Genomic DNA, 18,241 nt, shown 5'->3' with positions numbered 1-18,241 from the left:
AAAGATGATTATGATGGACAGAGACTTCCTGAATAAAGACGGAAGCATACCAGGTAAATTAATTCGTAGGTGCATCGAAATACATAAAAAGCAAGTAACAAGATTTGAAAAACTTGACCAGTATTATGATGGAGAACATGCAATTAACTCACGCCAGTTTTCCGATGATTCCTTGCCTAACAATAAGCTAATATGCAATCATGCTGCTTACATAACAGATATGGCCGTGGGATATGTATTTGGTGTTCCAGTTCAATATACTGGTACCGGAGCAGAAGAATTAAATAAGCATTACACAGCTATAGATGAAGATAGTCATAACAATGAGCTTGCTTTGGATATTTCTATATTTGGCCATGGTTTGGAATTAAATTACATGAGTGATGAAGAGAAACCACAGCCATTACTTGCTTGCCTTAGTCCTTTAAACAGTTTTCTTGTTGTAGATAATACGGTTCAGCATAAACCGTTGTTTGCATGTACTTATAACAAAGTAGTTGATATAGATGGCAACGACAAGGGATTTGATATTGTAATCTATACGGAAAATCAAGAAATAACCTATCACAGTGATGTGCTCGAAACGGATGATTTTGGAATGCCAACAGAAGAGAAAGAACATTTCTTTCAAGGGATTCAAGTCATAGAGTATCAGAACAACAAAAGGGAGAGGGGGGACTTTGAACCAGTCATAACACTAATAGATGCATATAATAAGTTGCAATCTGACCGTGTGAATGATAAAGAGCAGCTAGTAGATGCATTACTTGCAGTAAGCAATGTAACCTTTGGAGATACCGAAGAAGAAATGACGGCCACGGCAAAGCTACTAAAGAAAATGAAAATATTAGAGCTTCCAGAGGGAGCAGATGCCAAATGGCTTGTAAAGAATATGAACGAGACAGAAGTTGAAGTATTAAAAAAAGCCATCAAAGATGATATTCATGAGTTTTCTAAAGTTCCTTGCTTGACTGATGAAAACTTTGTGGGTAATGCTTCAGGTGTAGCGATGAAATATAAGCTACTAGGATTAGAGCAATTAGGGAAGACCAAAGAGCGTTATTTCAAAAAGGGGTTACGGCAAAGATTAAAGCTTATTAGTAATATCAATACGGTAAAAGCAAAGAATACAGACCTTACACAGCTTGATGTTGTGATGAAGCGTTCTCTTCCAGTGGATGATGAATTGCTTGCAAGAATAGCGCAGGAAACAGCCGATTTCATATCATGGGAAACACGAGTACAGCGTTTTGATCCAGAACTAGATATTGAGATGGAAAAAGAAAGGCTAGATAAAGAAAAAGAAGATGCCGTAAAACGTCAACAAGCAGCGTTTGGAAATCAACCAAACAATCCACCGGATGGTGATGTAGATGAAGAAGAGTAATGCATATTGGGAGAAGCGAAAAGCACAGAACATGTTTGAATACATGGAGTCAGCAGAGGAAACCGCCAGCAAGATAGCTCAAATTTATTACAAAGCATCAAACTACATAAGTTATGAGATAGATTCCATTTTTGATAGATTTGTCTCAAAGCATAAGCTTACAGAAAAAGAAGCCATTAAACTGTTGAATTCACTTGATGATAGAACTTCCATCGAGGAAGCAATTAAAAAGTTAAAAGCTGGTGCAACTACAGTTGAACAGAAAGAACTTATTAAACTACTAGAGTCATATGCTTACCGTGCAAGAATAGACAGACTACAAGAATTACAAAGTGAAATAAGTCTGTTGATGAAGAATATATATCAACAGGAAAAGAACTTCAATATCAGTCATTATGTAAACTTGGCACAGGAAAGCTTTTATAAATCAATGTTTGATATTCAGCAAATGACTGGATATGGTTTTAATTTTAGCGCATTAAGTCCTACTAAAATTGATAAGCTATTAAATTCAAAATGGATTGGAGAGAATTACTCCAATCGTATTTGGAATAATACACAGGCATTGGCACAGGATATTAAAGAAGAACTGTTGATAGATTTATTAACGGGTAGAAGCAATAAAGAATCGGCTAAAATCATTCAAAATAAGTTCGCGCAGGGTTCCAGTGTTGCACGAAGGTTGGTAAGAACAGAATCAAATTTCATAGCCAACGAAATGGAAATGCTCTCCTATGAAGAAAATGGTATTGAGACTTATATTTTTGTTGCTACCTTGGATTTAAAGACTTCTAAGGAATGTCAGGGATTAGACGGCAAACGTTTCGAGGTAAAGGACAGAAAACCTAATGTCAATTGTCCACCTATGCATCCATGGTGTAGATCAACAACAATATGTAATATTACGGATGAAGAACTGGCAAATATGAAACGACGTGCAAGGAATCCGATTACTGGAAAAAATGAGCTGGTACCTGCCAATATGACATACGAGCAGTGGTATAAAAAGTATGTTGCTGATAATCCTGATGCACAGCTTATGGAGAAGAAAGTGAAAAACCTTACAGCGGATAAAAAGCAGTTTAAACGATACAAAAAAGAATTAGGGAGACTCGCGCCAAAGGATATTGAGGAATTTCAAAACCTAAAATATACTAATGAAAATGAATATGGAATACTAAAAGCACAAGTAAAGGGAATGTCTTATTATAACAAGGTTTTAGAAAATGAACCTGAAATAACAAAAACAGTAACAGACGTTGCCCAAACGGTTGGTATGGACACGTTGGGACTTGAATACAGAGTTAAAACAAAAGATTCTTACTTAAGAAAGATAAGGTCAAATTATAAGCCTGGGGATAATGAGTATGAGATTAATGACATTCTTAGATATACATTTGGAGCAGATACAACGAAATTAGCAGATAGAACATTAAAGAGCATTGATAAGTATTCATCTATGGGATATAATACAATTAAGGTGAAAAATAGTTGGCTGAATGAAGATAACCCTTATAAAGGGATTAATACCATTATACAATCACCAAATGGTCAAAAATTTGAATTACAATACCATACACAAGAAAGCTTTGATTTGAAAAATGGAAAACTACATGAGTTGTATGAGAAACAGCGATTAATTGCGGATGAAGAGTCAGAAGAATTTATATCATTACGCAATCAAATGTTTGAGTTATCGGATAAATTAACTATGCCTGATAATATAGGAAGGGTGAAATAAATGAAATTTTACAAATTAAATGATAATGAAAATAGAGGTTCCGTTGTTAGAACAGAAGGGCGAAGCCAACAGCGGTTTATACCAGGGAGAGGTTGGGTTGAAAGCGGTGTAATGATAAAGTATTTTAATAGTGACAGCCCTTATTATGATGCTTATAGTGAAATAACAGAAGAAGAAGCAAATAAATTAATATCAAATATGTAAATACCATCTAGCAGATAAATGTTGGGTGGTATTTTTATATTCAAAAGTCGCTTAAATGCGGCTTTTTCTTATGTCCGAAAAGACACTAAACTAAACAATAAATCGAATGAATCACATGGGGCATATGCAATGTGTGGGGCAGAAAAGGAGAATGAAAATGTATAAACAAGAATTTAAACCTAGATTTCCAATGAATTTACAATTTTTTGCAGAAAGTGATGGAGCTGGTACCAATGATGGTAATAGCGACGGCACAGGCACAGGAGAGGGAAATGGTGATGGTGTTAAGACAGGAGCGGATGATGGCACAGGTGCATCAAGCTTTGATGATTTACTAAAAGATCCAAAGAACCAATCAGAGTTTGATAAGAAAGTAGCCAAAGCATTAGAAAAAGCTAAGAGCAAGTGGGAAGCAGAGGCAACTAAAAAGATTGAGGATGCCAAAACAGAAGCTGAAAAGCTGGCCAAGATGAATGCAGACCAAAAGGCAGAATATGAACGACAAAAAAGCTTAGAGGAGCTAGCAAAGAGAGAAAAGGATATTAATACAAGAGAGTTAAAGGCACAAGCTTATGAAACACTTGCAGAAAAAGGGTTGCCAAAAGACCTTGCTAATATTCTTAACTATGAAAGTGCTGAAACTTGTAATCAGAGCATTGAAGCAGTTCAAAAAGCCTTCCAGTCAGCAGTGGAAAAAGCAGTAAATGAAAGATTAAGAGGTGGTACTCCACCAAAGGGAGCCCAAGGTGGAATGGATGCATTCAGGGCTCAAATTGCAAAAGCAGTTAAAGGACAAATTTAAGAAAGAGGGTAGAAGAATATGCCAAATACATTAGAGTTTGCAACAATATTACAAAGTGAATTGGATCAGGCTGCAGTACAAGAGTCTTGCACTGGCTGGATGGATGCCAACGCAGGACAGGTTAAATACAACGGAGGTAATGAAGTTAAGATTCCTACCATGTCAATGGATGGATTAGCCGACTACCAAAGAGAAGGAAATGCAGGATTTGTTGGTGGCGTAGTTGACTTGAAATACAATACATACACCATGACTCAAGATAGAGGTCGTAAGTTTGGTATTGATAAAAACGATGTGGATGAGACGAACTTTGTTGTTACTGCATCCGGAATCATGGGACAGTTTCAGCGAGAGCATGTAATCCCTGAAATTGATGCCTACCGTATTTCTAAGGTCGCTACAACAGCAATCGAGGAAGGCAGTATGGTGGAAGATGGATATACACCAGCAAATGCAAGTATTGTAACGAAGATTAAGACAGGTATCAAAAACATCCGTAAACAAGGCTATAACGGAAGTCTGGTTATTATGATTTCCTACGATGCACAAATGGAAGTCGAACTTGCAATGGCGGGCAAATTATCAGCGCAGACATTTGCGGCAGGTGGATTTAATACGAAGGTGAATTCTATTGATGGCGTTCCAATGATTCCGGTACCAGATAACAGAATGTATACTGCTATTCAAATCTACGATGGCAAAACAGCGGGTCAGGAAATGGGTGGCTATGTAAAAGGCTCTACGGCAAGTGATATCAACTTTATTATCTTACCACTCACAACTCCTATTGCAGTATCAAAGCAAGATGATCTTAGAATTTTTGATCCAAAAGTAAATCAAGCATTTAGTGGATGGTCTATGGATTATCGAAGATACCATGAATTATGGGTGAAGAAAAATCAAGAATCATCCATTTGGCTAAATACGAAATAGGAGGTAGACAATGGATACAATAAGAATAAAAAAAGAAAATATTGAAAGAGAAGTGCCAGAAGCATCCAAAAACAGATACCTATCAGATGATTGGAAAGAGGTAGCGGCAGCTTCTCTCTCTTCTATGAAATTGCAAGAACTAAAGGCCTTAGCAACGGAAAAAGGTATTGAATTTGATACCAATATCAAAAAAGAAGAATTACTTAAATTACTAGAGGGCGCAGAGTAAATCTGGGCTCTTTTTAGTGAGGTGAAAAGATGTCACAGTTAGAAAAAATAAAGCCAAGACTTGGGATATCACTTGATGATAAAGAACAAGATGAGTGTCTTAGCCAAATGCTTGATGATGCCAAGGATGAAATCCTAGACTTTTGTAACCGCAGTACTCTTCTAACCAAAATGGAAGGACTACAAAGGGAGCTGGCTATTATTTATTATAATCGTTCTGGCAGTGAGGGAGAAGCTTCAAGAAGTCAAGGTGGTGTGTCGGTTTCATACAGTACAGAGATTCCAGAAAGTATCAAAGCAAGGTTAGTCTCTTATAGGCTCTTAAAGGCGGTGAACGTAGCAAATGCGGATAAAGAATAAGAAAACCTACTACATAAAGGAAAAAGCCGTCATAACTGACAATGAGGGTGGAAAATACGATGGATATTCAGAACCCAAGGAATTCAAAGCCTGCATCTATCCCGCCAGTGGAAAACTTCAAGTAGAAATGTATGGGGAACGTCTGAAATCAATCTTAAATGTATTATGTGATGATCCATACACGGTAGAGGTAAAGGGGAAAGTACTAACTTATATCACTAAAAACGGAGTCAAGTTCTGTGAGAGTGCAGGTGTATGTGTTTATGTTCCAAAGGATGCGGAGCCAGATTACAAAATTATATCAATCAAACCAGTAGGTCATTTGTTAATGGAGCTTGAAAAGTTATGAAAGGTTATGATGAACTTTATAAGAAATTTATGCATTTGGATGACGTGGTACAGACAAATATTGTAAATCATGTAAATACCCAAACAAAAAAGATTCAAGCCGAAGCAAAGCTACTTTGTCCGACTAATACAGGAGAACTAAGAAACAGTATTCAGGGTGAGACAACAAAAACAGAATATGGCGCACAAGGTAGAGTCTTTACAAATAAAAGTTATGCTCCTTATGTGGAGCTTGGTACTGGTCCAACTGGCCAAAGCAAACACGAAGGAGTATCACCAAATATCAATGTTGCCTATTCACAAAAAGGTTGGTCCTACTTTGATGAAGAGAAACAACAATGGGTGCATACGAATGGTCAACCGGCACAGCCCTTTCTTTATCCTTCATTAAAGAATAATGAAAATAGAGTTGCAAATGAGCTGAAAGAAGATATTAAAAAAGATATTGAAAAAGATATTGAAAAGGAGATTACATGATTAATATAAAAAGCCAAATATACGATGCAATAAAGAATATTTCCGAAAATGTATCTGATGGATATCCTAAGGATTTTGCAATTTTCCCAGCTATTCAATATGTAGAAGAATACAATTCAACCCATGAATTTACGGACGGAGCTGAACAAAAAGCTGAAATTAGATTTAGAATTGATATTTGGAATAACAAAAGTACGTCAGATATTGCTATACGGATAGATGATGCAATTACTGCTTTAGGATTGAAGAGGATATATTGTCAAGATATTAATGAAGCAACAGGATACAAGCATAAGCAAATGCGTTTTGCAGGAATAATAGACGTAAATACAGGACATGTATATCACAGTTAAAACGAAAGGAATGATAATATGTTAGCAAATGGTATTAAACTAGGTTATAAAACCGATGAAGCAGCAACTACATATATAAACTTAGAAGGACTAAAAGAAGTTCCAGAAATGGGAAACGAACCAGAGAAAGTTGAAAATACCTGTTTATCGGACACTGTTAAACAATATGAATTTGGTATTGGAGATCCAGGCGATTTAGAGTTTAAATTTAGATATGAAAACAAGAGCGAAGATTCGCCATATCGTATTATGAGAAAGGCAGAAGTAGATAAAAGTATTTTGTTTTTCCAAGAAGAATATCCAGATGGAACAAAGTTTTCTTGGGCGGCACAGGTATCTGTCAAATTATCAAGTGGTGGTGTAAATGGGGTTATGGATTTCACAATCAAAATGGCATTACAAAGTGATATTGTAGTAACGGATCCATCGTAAAAAATAAAATTAGGAGGAATTAAAACATGGGATTTTTTGATAAAGATACCGAGGCAACTATGCCAGAAGAACAAAAAGAAGTAGTAGTAAAGATGGAGGATGCGATAAAAAAGCGTTCTCCATTTGCTTATTGGGAAGTAGATGGCGAGAGTTACAAGTTAAAATTAAAGACATCTACGATTGTAGAACTTGAAACGAAGTTTAAAATAAACTTAATAGAGCTTATGAAAGGTGAAGATAGTAGTGGTACTCAAGCATTATCTATTATGCTAGAAATAACCCATGCGGCTATGAAGGAATGGCATCATGGAATAAAACTCAAAGATGTATTGGATATGTTTGAGAAGTATGTAGATGAAGGCGGTTCACAATTTTCATTTTATATTAACGTTTACTTAAAAATATTTACTGTAAGTGGTTTTTTTCCTCAAGCTCTGGCAGCGGATATGGAAAAGGGGCTAGAGGAAACGAGGAAAGAATTAGAGATGATGTAAGGCATGAAACCCTTTCAGATATGATTTATGGAGTGTATCCAAGCTTTTTAGACTGTGGATATGCTCCATCTTTATTTTGGAATTCCAGTTTAGAGGAAATCATTGATTTAATTCAAAGTTACAATCGCAGAGAAGAGCAAAGAGTTAAGGAAGAAGATACCAAGATTAAAACGCAAATCAGTCTGAATTGGGTATTGGCGCAACAGATAGGTGAACATTTGGGGATGGCCATGGGAAATAGAACAAGTCTTACTCCTTTGTATGATTATTTTCCCGAACTTTTTAAAAGTGAAAAAGAGGAAGCAGACAGGCGAGCACAAATGAATCAACTAGAACTGAACAAAGCTAGAATGGAAGATTATGCTTATCAGCATAATGAAAGACGGAAAAGGGAGAGAGGTGAGGGGTAATGGAAGGTACCACACTGCAAAAGCTACAGGTAATTATAGAAGCCTACACAAAGCCGTTTCGTGACGAACTTGAAAAAGTACAGAATAAGACTAAAAAGGTGAATGAGGCGGTAGATAAAAGTACGAAGGCAGTAAATGAAGCACTAGACAAGATCAATACCAAAAAGGCAGTAAAGGAGTTAGAAACCCTCACAAATCGCCTTAATCGTCAAAAAGAAACAATTGATAAACAGGCAGCCGTTATTGATGGACTTAATGCTAAACTAGATGCATTGGCACAAAAAGAGATGCAAGGATTGGAAAACCAGTTCGTAAAGCAAACGGAAAAGGTAAATGAACAACAGGCGGCAGTTGATGGGCTAAAGAATAAGCTTGACGCATTAACAAATGGTGAGGTTGCCAATAAAACAATTGATACGCTATCAAAGGACCTCGCAAAAGCGGAAGAGGAGTTTGCTAAAGTTGATAGCGAAATGCAAAAAATGTTAGACAAGTTGACGCAAGCAGAGGATTTTGAAGCGGCAGGACTTTCTTTTCCAGGTATTGAGGATGTTAAAAAGCAGATTGATGAGCTTAATCCAAAGTATGAGGAAATCGAAGCAAGAGTTGATAAACTCAAAAAGAAATTGGAAGAAGCGAAGCTAAATCCTGAGTCCACTACTGATTTTCAAAAGCTTCAAACAGATATTGACTTGGCTACAAGTAAACTCGAACGATTAAAAGAGGAAGCTAGTTCTACCAAGTCAAGAATGAATGATATTTCAATGAATCCTGCATCAGCGAGCGGAGCGGATAAGGTATCGCAAGACATTGAATTGGCCAAAAGTAAGTTAAGTCGTTTAAGACGGGAAGCTGAGCAGACAGAGAATAAAATTAAGAATGTCGGCGATGAATTTACTAAAACTGGTGTCAAAGCTGGAAAATCAGGTATGAAAGCAAATTCAGCTCTAGGTATGATTGGCAAAAAGATTGACCATGTCAGAAAACGAATCACAAGCCTTGTAGGTGCCGCCTTAGTATTTAATGTAATAAGCGCAGGACTAAGAAAATTCCAACAATATCTAAGTGGGTGCCTTTCTACCAATGACCAATTTACACGGTCGGTGGCGCAGATTAAGACAAACCTACAAGTTGCTTTCATGCCTATCTACCAAGCCATAATGCCTGCCTTAAATGCCCTCATGAGAGGGATAGCAACGGCAACGGCATACATAGCAGTGTTTATTAATAAGATATTTGGAAGTACCTACAACCAAAGCTTAAACGCTGTGAAAAACATGAATAAGCTTAAGAAATCGGCAGAAGGTACCGCAAAGAGTGTTAAAAAGGCACAGGGTACCATCGCTTCATTTGATGAAGTACATTCTTTGAACAAAGATGAATCAGAAGATGATAGTGGTCTGGTATCACCTGATATTGATACATCGGCAGCAGAGGGCAAACTGGATGCCTTCCTTAACAAGATTGGCAATAAGCTAAAAGAGTTAAAAGATATCTTCATGTCAGGTTTTTGGGAGGGGCTTGGAGATACCTCTGTATTTGATAGTATCCAAAAGCACATCAAGGGCATTGGAGATAGTTTGCATGGGATTGTTACAGACGCAGGCGTAGTCAGCGCCGCCAACGCATTTGTCGATAAGCTTGTATATAGCATAGGACAAAGAACAGGGGCAATGGTTTCTATTGGTGCAACCATTGTTGACAATATTGTAGGTGGAATTGATAAGTTTTTAAAACAAGACTCCGAACGAATTAAGAAATTTATTATTTCCATGTTTGATATCCATGGAAGCATTGCAGAAATTAAGGGGAATTTTGCTGTTGCAACGGCTGATATTTTCAGTGTATTTCGCGGTGATAATGCAAAGCAGATTACGGCTGACATGTTAAGTATATTTTCAAGTGCCGCTATGGGAGCCATTGAGATAGCCAGTAAGTTGAATCGTGACCTTTTAAATCTTATTACAAAGCCTTTTATCGATAACAAGGACAAAATTAAGGAAGCTTTAGAAGGTACCTTAGCAGTAATTTCAAGTATTTTTGGTACAATAAAGGATGTTGTGCAAAATACCATGGATAAAGCAAATGCCGTTTATGATGCACATATTAAGCCAATGATTGATGCGATTGCAGGCGGCATATCTGAACTTGCTGGTAGTTTCTTGGACTTCTATAATGAGAGTGTGCAACCAGTATTAGAAAAACTTGCAGGCAAATTCAAAACAGTTGTTGAGAATCATGTACAACCTGCTATTTATAAGTTTCTAGATTTGGTTGGAAAAATAGCGGATGTAATCACATTGATTTGGCAGAATGTGATTCAGCCATTTTTACAATGGATTATTTCAAGCGTATTGCCCAAATTACTTCCGATATTTGAGAAAATAGGTAATACAATGCTAGATGTAATGGCGAAAATCAGTGATACAATTGGTGGTGTAATACAAGTCTTTAGTGGAATTATAGATTTTATTACTGGTGTATTCTCTGGTAATTGGGGACTTGCATGGGATGGAGTGAAGGACATCTTTTTGGGGTTTGGAAAAGTCATTGCAGAATTGGCATCTGCAATATGGGAATCTATCAAGCTTGCATTTTCTGTTGTAGTTTCATTCTTTGCTACAGTGTTTAGCCTTGCATGGGAAGTAATTAAAGCGGTATGGTATGGAGCTGGTTCATGGTTTAAGTCCATATGGGAAGCAATTAAGAATGTCTTTTCAGGTGTAGGTGATTGGTTTAAGGAGATATTTTCAGTCGCTTGGGACGCAATCAAAGAGGCATGGAGTCCAGTCGGTAACTGGTTTAAATCCATATGGGATAGTATTACAAATACCTTTAAAAGTGTCCACACATGGTTTCAAGAAAAGTTTACGGCTGCATGGAATGCAATCAAGACAGCTTGGAATGGAGTAGGAGCATGGTTCAAATCTATATGGGAAAATATAACAAATACTTTTTTAAATGCCCATACTTGGTTTAAGGATAAATTCAGCGCAGCATGGGATTTAATCAAAAGTATTTTTAGCATATCCAATATCAGCTCATGGTTTACCGCTAGATGGAGCGATATAAAGAACATATTTAGTACAGTAGATACTTGGTTCAAAGGTAAATTTAATAGTGCATGGGAGTTTATTAAGAGTATATTCAGTTTATCTAATGTATCAAACTGGTTTAAGGAAAGGTACTCAAACGTAACGGCGGCTTTTGATAATACTGCAACATGGTTCAATAACAAGTTCGGAGACGCTTGGGGCAAAATAAAAGGTGTTTTTAGTCAAAGTAATTTAACAAGTTGGTTTGGTAGTAGATGGAGCGATATTCAAGGAAGGTTTACTGATGGTAAGAATGCAGTTGATACTTGGTTTGGTTCAAAGTTTGGAGATGCATGGAAAAAAATTAAGGCTGTATTTTCAACAACAGCTCTTACGGACTTCTTTGGTGATAAAGGCGTATGGGGAACTATAAAAGGACTATTTACTGATATTGGAACCAAGACTGGTGATGCTGTAGGGGGCGCTTTTAAATCAGTTATTAACAATTGTATAAAGACTATACAGGATACAATAAATAAGGCTATAGATTTTATTAATACAGCAATTAAAGTTATCAACAAAATACCAGGTGTAAATATTAGTACAGTTGATCCTGTGAATTTACCAAAATTAGCAAAAGGTGGCGTTGTAAACAGTGCAACTATAGCAATGATTGGTGAAGCTGGTAAAGAAGCCGTGGTACCACTTGAAAATAATACTGGTTGGATGGAGAAAATAGGAAATGTAATTGGTAGAATTGTAAGTACTAACTTAAGTATGCAACTTGCCACAACAGGAGATTCTTCTGGTGCTCCAATTTATGTAACAGTGGAACTAGATAAGAGAGCAATTGCAACGGCCGTGGCAGAGGTTAACAGTAGAAATGGTGTAAACTTTAGAGAATAGGAGGGGCTGCAATATGAACGAAATAACTGTGAATGGGGTAGCTCTTCCTACCCCTTCCAAAATGACACCCAGTGATTTTGATTTATCAGTTATGAATAGAAATTCAAAAGGTTTCATGGTAGGGCAAATTATTAGAGAGAACGTGCACAAATTGGAATGTACATGGAATCGAATAAAGCGAGAGGATTACATGACAATACGAAATGCAATTGCACCAAAGACGAATTTAAATGTAAATTATTTTATTCCAGAAGAGGATGCAAAGGGCAACATTATTTGTTACGTGGGTGACAGAACAACTCCAGTCTATGCCATATGGGATGGGGTACCAGTATATGAAAGATTCTCTGTTAATTTCATAGAAATGTAGGTGATAATATGTATCAGACAAGTAAAGCTTATCGAGCTTCTATGAAAAAGCTGATAAGGAATAAATCGTACTTAAGAGTCAATCTTGGTGTAATTAGCCAAGAGGCTCAAAAGACAGCTTATGTTTCGGATGGATCTTTTACTCATTACTCAAACCTTAAGAACCCCTTAGAGAATGTTGAAGTAACAAGGCCATATGCAACCTTTGAACAGAATTATTCAAGGGTTGATGGTAGTATGTATTTCATTCCCAGGACAGCTCAAAATTATTATAATGCAGGTATTATTACAAAAAGCCTTTCAGACAAATATATAAAAATATCATTCAAAACATTAAGTCTAGAAATTAAAGGGCTTACGATTGATTTTGGTTTTAGTTTTCCAATAGATTTTACGATTGAAACGAATAATGAAACAGTAACCTTTACTGATAATGATAAGCAGAAATTTGTAACAGATCATGCGTTTCATGGAGTGAATTATTTTATTTTTCGTGCAAGTAAAATGTCTGGTGGAGCTACAAGGTTTCGTATTCAGTCAATCTTATTTGGTATTGGTATTTCTCTTGATACGGATAAAATTATGAAATCATCGTTAAAAAGTTATATTTCACCAGTTGCAGAATCGTTACCTACTATTGATTTTAATTTGACAGTGGCTAATTATGACGGTGAATTTGATATTGAAAACAAAGACAGTGCTATCAATTTCATGGAGATTGGACAGGATGTGCAAATTTATCATTCTTACACATTAGATGATGGTGAGCTAGAGGAGTTTCAAGTTGCATCCATTGTGTTGAAATCTTGGGATGCAGATGATACAGAAGCTAACTTTGTGATGGTAGATAAATTTAATTATATGGATGATCGTTATTATAAAGGTGTTTACTATCCAAATGGAATGTCGCTTTATAATCTTGCAGAAGAGGTGTTGATAGATGCAAAAGTTTCGGAATACTGGATTGATCCGTATTTAAAAACAGTTACGGTTTATAACCCGATTCCTATTTGTACTCATAGAGAAGCTTTGCAGTATATTGCAAATGCTGGCCGTTGTGTTTTAAATCAAAACAGAGAAGGAAAGATCATAATAAAATCTTCTTTTATCCCTGATGTTTCAGTGTTCAGCGATAATGTTGCAGAATTTGGAAATGTACAGGCAATCTTATCGGATGAATCCAAAAGAGAATATGCAACCTTTGAACAGAATTTTTCCAAGACAAATCGAACACAGTACTTCTTTCCAAGAAATGCAAATTATATGAATACTGGTTATGTAAGTGAGTCATTTTCTGATGCAAACGGTAATTTTAGCATGAACCCTGTAATTCGTTTTACAATGGAAGCGGCATTTACATTTTATTCTTTACTGTTAAGATTTGGTACCGCATATCCAGAAGCATTTACCATACGTACGTATAATAATGGAACCCTTAACGGTACCCATGTAATAGCAGAAACCGAGCAAAATATGATTATTAATCTTGACTTCATTAATGTGAACAGTCTAGAAATTGAGTTTACAAAAGCAAGGCCCCATAATAGAGTATACCTTGAATATGTGGAATTTGGTGATGAGACAAATTATCATATCATGTATCATCCAGATTTGTATAAAACTCCAAAGGGAAGGCAGCTTGAAAAAGTAAAAGAGGTTCAGATACTTAGAAGCATTCTTACTTATGGTAAAAACCAGATTGAATTAAATAATGAAGTCATTCAGATATCACAAAGTCAAAATAGCTTTATGTTTGAGTTTGGAAATGCAGTGCATGGGCTTACCTGTGGTGTATATGAAGTCGAGCCAGATAGTAGTGGAAATAGCATAATATCAAGTTATACAGCAAGTGTTACAGAAAGCGGCTCTTATTATTGTGTTGTAACATTTAATAGTCCACCTGTCAATCCAGTTAACGTAAGACTTGTTATTTACGGTTATGAATTCATGGTGGCAACTTCTACACATAAGTTTGCATTAAACTCCACAGGTAAAACAGAGAAATGGACAAATCCGCTGATCAGTACCAATGTATTGGCTAATGATTTAGGAGAATGGATGTCGAAGTATTATGCATCTGACCGTGATTATGAATTAGATTATCGTGGAGATCCGTCATTGGATGTGAATGACCTGGTATTTCTTGAAAATAAATATGTGGATGATATGCAGGTAAGGATTTATGAGCATACAATTGACTTTAACGGAGCCTTAAGAGGTGCAATCAAAGCAAGGAGAGAGGTGAACTAAATGGCATGGCTACAGCCGAAAACAGACTGGAAGGAATCTTATGATGAAGACGGAAGATATACAGGTGATTATTTTAATGTAGAGGATTATAACAGGATAAAAAATAACATAATTGAGCTAAGGACAATGTCTATCCAGCTTGTTCCAGAGTATAGTTTTCCAAAATATATTATAGACATAGATACTGAATCAGATAAAGAGTACGATGATTATCCGTATGCGGACGAAATAAATGCGCTAACAGGAAGACTTGAAGCAATTATGGAGAATACGTTTACTACAGCAATTGCACATAACGCATGGACGAGAGAATTTAGCATTGGAAGAAGAATTCTATACTATGACAATTCACCTTTCATTGGTTTTGCAGACCTTAACCGTATTGAAAGTGCGTGCCTAAGAATTTACAACACAATAACAGCTCAACATAACAGCAGGCGAAGGCTTGCTTTTTATTTGGGTAGAAAGGAGCGTTTTTAATTATGGCATTTGAAATGTTAAAAACAGACTATAAAGATGATATTTTAAATACTTCGGTCAATCAACTTCGAAGATACACAATCGTCAACAATGCTGATGGAACGATTAGTTTAATAGATAGTACAGCTTATTCGACAGTAGGTACCTTTATCGGCGCAAAAGATATCAATACCATATGCGCCAACATGAACACTATCATGGGCTACATAGAAACGGAAGACGGAGACTTGGCGCAGGAGTTTCAGGATTACTTTGCTGAACAAAAAGGCATCTTTGAGGACAATGTAGAAGCGTATATGCAGGATTTTCAGTCCAATTCAGAATCACAATTTACAGTATGGTATGATGCCAATACGGCGGCTTGGTCGCAAGAAGTTGAAGACAGGATAAATGCGATTATATCTGCATTAAATGGATTTGTAAGTAGCAATGGTCCATTTGTCTTGAATGCTCCTTATGCTGTTGGTAATTTGGTTAGTCAAGATATTGGAGATGGGATAGAGATAGGGTATCTATGCATTAATCCTGTTTCGGCTAATTCTGGTATTTTGTTAAACAATCCAGACTATTGGATGCGTCTAACAATAAAAGGTGAACCTGGCGTTGCTGTTATAACCGATTTAGAAACAAACAGCTATGCTTTGCAGATAGAGGATGGTGATTTGTTTTTATACTACTTAGAAGGAACCGACCCTCCACCACTATCAATTAATGAAGATGGAGACTTGATTCTTACAATAGAATAGAGGTGTAATTATGGCAATTAAAAAGATTAATTTAGGGAGAGTAAGGGGAAATGTAGATTCTAGCAGTATTATTGAGTTTACAGTTCCAGAAACATACACGGAACCTGTGAGTGGTGGAACCCTGTTTAATATTATCGGTAATTTTGTTAAGAAACTCAGGCTGTTGGGTTCAGATATTGAAGCAGCTAATAATTTAATAGGCGAAACCCAGAGCGATGTATCGGAAAACACATCAAATATAAACACCTTACAGGCAAATTGGGATAATCTAACGGCAACATTATTGTCCAAGGTGTATCCTGTTGGCTCAATTTATATGAGTATTACGAATAATTCGCCACAGAATTTTTTAGGTGGAACATGGGTTGTGTGGGGAAGCGGACGAGTTCCAGTTTCAGTCGATACGTCACAAACAGAGTTTAATTCAACTGAAAAGACAGGCGGAGAAAAGACGCATACTTTAACACAGGCAGAGACCCCGGCGCATGCGCATACTTTTAAATATTCTACGGATGCTTTTGTCGGTGGAACGATAGACCATTGGAATAATGTTGTAAGGCCTTTATCTGAAACTGGGGCTTCGACTTATACTACAAGTTCTGTAGGCAGTGGAAACGCACACAACAACTTACAACCATATATTACATGTTACATGTGGAAAAGAACAGCGTAGGAAGGAGGATTTTACATGCCAACAATTAATTTAGGAAGAGTGAGAGGAAACGATGGAGATACAAACGTAGATACTGTTGTAGAATATACAGAGCCATCTTCTTATGAGGAGCCTGCAAGTGGTGATACGATTAGAACTTTGTTTTCTAAGATAGCCAAGGGATTATCAGAATTATTTAACACTAAGATTGACAAAGCAAATATTTCTCACAATCTTTTAACGACAAATCCAGATATGGTGCTTGGTGCTGATATGGGTAAAGTGCTAAATGACTCTTTAACTAATATAAAAAATCCATTGGCTGGTGTGAATATTGCTGGCAACTATGTCTACAGTGTGGGTACAGATGATAAAACAAAATTAAGAATAACGCTGAACGGTAGGGTAAGTCATCCCCGAATTTTTGTGTTTGGAGACAGAAATGGTTTTCCGATACTTATGGTACTCACGGGTAGTGAAGTATTAAATCTTGGTTATGGCAGCGCTACATATTCAAATTCAAATGGTGTTGCAGTTTTAACACTTGCCCCATGGAGTTACGTCACTATTGTGTCAAACCATGTATGTACTATTATTAGGGAGTAATCTATACTTTTTTACCAAGAGGACAATATATCTAAACTTATATGCTACCATAATAATTTGTCAAAAATAAGACTTATATTTCCAAAATTTGACAATTATACTGGAGTAAATAATAACAAATAAGAGGGAGTAATTTATGAAAAAACTAAAGAAAATATTATGTGTACTATTAATTTTAGGATTTGTTTTAAACTTTCCTAACACCGTTGTTAAAGCGGAAGAGATACAATATACAGAAAATCTAATACCTAAAATGACAAGTAATACATCACCTAGTGGTAAAGCAAGTGCAAGTAGTGTTTCTGTTAACTCTGATGGGAGTTTAACGCCAGAGTACTTAGCATTTGATCATAGTGTCGTGAAAACAAGTTGTTGGCAAGCATTAAATAGTAAAACAGGTTGGCTTGAATATGAGTTTCCAGAAAATAAAATTATTACTAAATATACACTCCAACCGAGAAATTGGGTTGAATACATATGGCAATCTCCAAAAGATTGGACATTTGAAGCGTATGATGAAGAAGAAGGCACGTGGGTAGTTTTAGACACTCAGACAAATATAACTGACTGGAATGTAAGCTCTAAAAAAGAGTTTACATTAGAAAATACTAATTCTTATCTTAAGTACAGAATAAATGTAAGTTCAATTGTAGATAATCCATCTGCTAAATATCCACAATCTCGTACTATTACAATTGGTGAGCTTGAAATGATGGAAACAGTTCCACAAGGTGCCAATGCGACTATTTACATTACAATGGTTACGGGTGAAATTAAAGAGTATCACGTAGATTCAGCTATTAAACAAGATTACTTATTATGGTATGATAATCGCTCCAATGGAAGTGGTAAAGCATATTATACATTTGCAAAAGCTACTACAGGTGGATTTGTAAGTAGAAACGAGTATTTATCTTTTGACAAAATTTCAAGTTTTGAAATAATGGAATATAATTAAAAAGTATAATTAAGAAAGTATCCTTCGGGGTGCTTTTTTGGTGGTTTAATCTGAACTTTATCTAATTACG

At 36.2% G+C, this 18,241-nt stretch carries 21 protein-coding genes; all 21 read left to right on the top strand.

The features are described from left to right. Positions 1-4 precede the first annotated feature (4 nt). On the top strand, positions 5-1,387 hold the full coding sequence (locus tag F7O84_RS08160) for a phage portal protein (protein ID WP_151144058.1): 1,383 nt from the start codon (positions 5-7) through the stop codon (positions 1,385-1,387). Continuing rightward, on the top strand, positions 1,374-3,128 hold the full coding sequence (locus F7O84_RS08155; RefSeq protein ID WP_192451696.1) for a minor capsid protein: 1,755 nt from the start codon (positions 1,374-1,376) through the stop codon (positions 3,126-3,128). Before F7O84_RS08160 ends, F7O84_RS08155 begins: the two co-directional genes overlap by 14 nt. Beyond that, positions 3,129-3,332: a hypothetical protein gene (locus F7O84_RS08150; RefSeq protein ID WP_151144056.1), complete on the top strand. Its 204-nt coding sequence runs from the start codon at positions 3,129-3,131 to the stop codon at positions 3,330-3,332. Positions 3,333-3,489: 157 nt separating this feature from the next. Beyond that, positions 3,490-4,134, top strand: coding sequence for a DUF4355 domain-containing protein (locus F7O84_RS08145; protein WP_151144054.1), 645 nt, complete (start codon positions 3,490-3,492; stop codon positions 4,132-4,134). A gap of 18 nt (positions 4,135-4,152) precedes the next feature. Continuing rightward, positions 4,153-5,067: a hypothetical protein gene (locus F7O84_RS08140; protein ID WP_151144052.1), complete on the top strand. Its 915-nt coding sequence runs from the start codon at positions 4,153-4,155 to the stop codon at positions 5,065-5,067. 10 nt (positions 5,068-5,077) lie between these two features. Beyond that, complete coding sequence (locus F7O84_RS08135; protein ID WP_151144050.1) at positions 5,078-5,296, top strand: hypothetical protein; 219 nt, start codon at positions 5,078-5,080, stop codon at positions 5,294-5,296. 29 nt (positions 5,297-5,325) lie between these two features. Next, complete coding sequence (locus F7O84_RS08130; protein ID WP_151144048.1) at positions 5,326-5,655, top strand: phage head-tail connector protein; 330 nt, start codon at positions 5,326-5,328, stop codon at positions 5,653-5,655. Next, a complete protein-coding gene (locus tag F7O84_RS08125; protein WP_151144046.1) occupies positions 5,639-6,004 on the top strand; it encodes a hypothetical protein in 366 nt (121 codons plus the stop codon). The genes F7O84_RS08130 and F7O84_RS08125 overlap by 17 nt, the downstream gene beginning before the upstream one ends. Next, positions 6,001-6,480 (top strand): HK97-gp10 family putative phage morphogenesis protein, encoded by a 480-nt coding sequence (locus F7O84_RS08120; RefSeq protein WP_151144044.1) that lies wholly within the window; start codon positions 6,001-6,003, stop codon positions 6,478-6,480. Before F7O84_RS08125 ends, F7O84_RS08120 begins: the two co-directional genes overlap by 4 nt. Then, positions 6,477-6,833: a hypothetical protein gene (locus tag F7O84_RS08115; protein ID WP_151144042.1), complete on the top strand. Its 357-nt coding sequence runs from the start codon at positions 6,477-6,479 to the stop codon at positions 6,831-6,833. Before F7O84_RS08120 ends, F7O84_RS08115 begins: the two co-directional genes overlap by 4 nt. Before the next feature lie 18 nt (positions 6,834-6,851). After that, a complete protein-coding gene (locus tag F7O84_RS08110; RefSeq protein ID WP_151144040.1) occupies positions 6,852-7,265 on the top strand; it encodes a phage tail tube protein in 414 nt (137 codons plus the stop codon). 26 nt (positions 7,266-7,291) lie between these two features. Beyond that, a complete protein-coding gene (locus tag F7O84_RS08105; protein WP_207708046.1) occupies positions 7,292-7,759 on the top strand; it encodes a DUF6096 family protein in 468 nt (155 codons plus the stop codon). A 20-nt stretch (positions 7,760-7,779) separates the two neighbouring features. Next, positions 7,780-8,169, top strand: a complete 390-nt coding sequence (locus tag F7O84_RS08100) for a hypothetical protein (RefSeq protein ID WP_151144038.1) — start codon at positions 7,780-7,782, stop codon at positions 8,167-8,169. After that, entirely contained in the window at positions 8,169-12,110 is a 3,942-nt protein-coding gene (locus F7O84_RS08095; RefSeq protein ID WP_151144036.1) for a hypothetical protein, read from the top strand. Before F7O84_RS08100 ends, F7O84_RS08095 begins: the two co-directional genes overlap by 1 nt. 13 nt (positions 12,111-12,123) lie before the next feature. Continuing rightward, positions 12,124-12,480 (top strand): DUF6711 family protein, encoded by a 357-nt coding sequence (locus F7O84_RS08090; RefSeq protein ID WP_151144034.1) that lies wholly within the window; start codon positions 12,124-12,126, stop codon positions 12,478-12,480. An 8-nt stretch (positions 12,481-12,488) separates the two neighbouring features. Continuing rightward, positions 12,489-14,729, top strand: a complete 2,241-nt coding sequence (locus F7O84_RS08085; protein WP_151144032.1) for a hypothetical protein — start codon at positions 12,489-12,491, stop codon at positions 14,727-14,729. Continuing rightward, the gene (locus F7O84_RS08080) at positions 14,730-15,209 is read left to right on the top strand and encodes a hypothetical protein (RefSeq protein ID WP_151144030.1); all 480 of its coding nucleotides are present in this window, start codon (positions 14,730-14,732) and stop codon (positions 15,207-15,209) included. A gap of 2 nt (positions 15,210-15,211) precedes the next feature. Next, entirely contained in the window at positions 15,212-15,955 is a 744-nt protein-coding gene (locus F7O84_RS08075) for a hypothetical protein (protein WP_151144028.1), read from the top strand. A 10-nt stretch (positions 15,956-15,965) separates the two neighbouring features. Beyond that, positions 15,966-16,628: a phage baseplate protein gene (locus tag F7O84_RS08070; RefSeq protein ID WP_151144026.1), complete on the top strand. Its 663-nt coding sequence runs from the start codon at positions 15,966-15,968 to the stop codon at positions 16,626-16,628. Between the two features lie 15 nt (positions 16,629-16,643). Then, positions 16,644-17,213: a hypothetical protein gene (locus tag F7O84_RS08065; RefSeq protein WP_151144024.1), complete on the top strand. Its 570-nt coding sequence runs from the start codon at positions 16,644-16,646 to the stop codon at positions 17,211-17,213. A gap of 136 nt (positions 17,214-17,349) precedes the next feature. Further along, positions 17,350-18,171, top strand: coding sequence for a discoidin/SUN/FTP domain-containing protein (locus F7O84_RS08060; RefSeq protein ID WP_151144022.1), 822 nt, complete (start codon positions 17,350-17,352; stop codon positions 18,169-18,171). The last annotated feature ends 70 nt before the right edge of the window (positions 18,172-18,241 follow it).

Source organism: Candidatus Galacturonatibacter soehngenii (assembly GCF_008830185.1).
Lineage (GTDB): Bacteria > Bacillota > Clostridia > Lachnospirales > Lachnospiraceae > Lachnotalea > Lachnotalea soehngenii.
This window is presented reverse-complemented; position numbering and strand designations above follow the sequence as displayed.